This is a genomic window from Dawidia cretensis (assembly GCF_018598175.1).
GTDB classification, from domain to species: Bacteria; Bacteroidota; Bacteroidia; order Cytophagales; family Cyclobacteriaceae; genus Ohtaekwangia; species Ohtaekwangia cretensis.
The window spans coordinates 1-373 of record NZ_JAHESE010000140.1; the positions used below are offsets into that span (position 1 = coordinate 1).

Annotated in this window: 1 protein-coding gene; it reads right to left on the reverse strand. The window is 39.9% G+C overall.

Features of this window, described 5'->3' with window-relative positions; translation table 11 throughout:
• Positions 1-123: 123 nt before the first annotated feature.
• Positions 124-318, reverse strand: a complete 195-nt coding sequence (locus tag KK062_RS30095; RefSeq protein ID WP_254088088.1) for a cold-shock protein — start codon at positions 316-318, stop codon at positions 124-126.
• Positions 319-373 lie beyond the last annotated feature (55 nt).

Consider the following 373-nt stretch of genomic DNA (forward strand, 5'->3'; position numbering starts at 1 on the left):
GTAAAAAATCTGACCGCAAATGGACGGCAGTAGCAACATGCCGTAACCTCCCGTCTTCCATAAATGGCATAAAAAAAGACCGGCTGTAGGCCGATCTTTTCAATGGTATAATGAGGTGAGTTCTTAATCCATTATTCTGGTAACATTCACGGCATTCATGCCCTTCTTGCCACGCTCTTCGTCATACGTAACTTCGTCGTTCTCACGAATCTCATCAACAAGACCTGAAGTGTGAACAAAAATGTCAGTGGATGAATTTGACGGTTTAATGAATCCAAATCCTTTGGCTTCATTGAAAAATTTAACGATTCCTTGCATTGTATTAAAATATTAAAAATAAAAATTCACGTTTACCATGGGGTTGCCCCGTAGG

What these genes read in the sequence shown, in the direction of transcription:
- KK062_RS30095 (WP_254088088.1), bottom strand. Translation starts at nt 318, where the DNA reads ATGCAAGGAATCGTTAAATTTTTCAATGAAGCCAAAGGATTTGGATTC.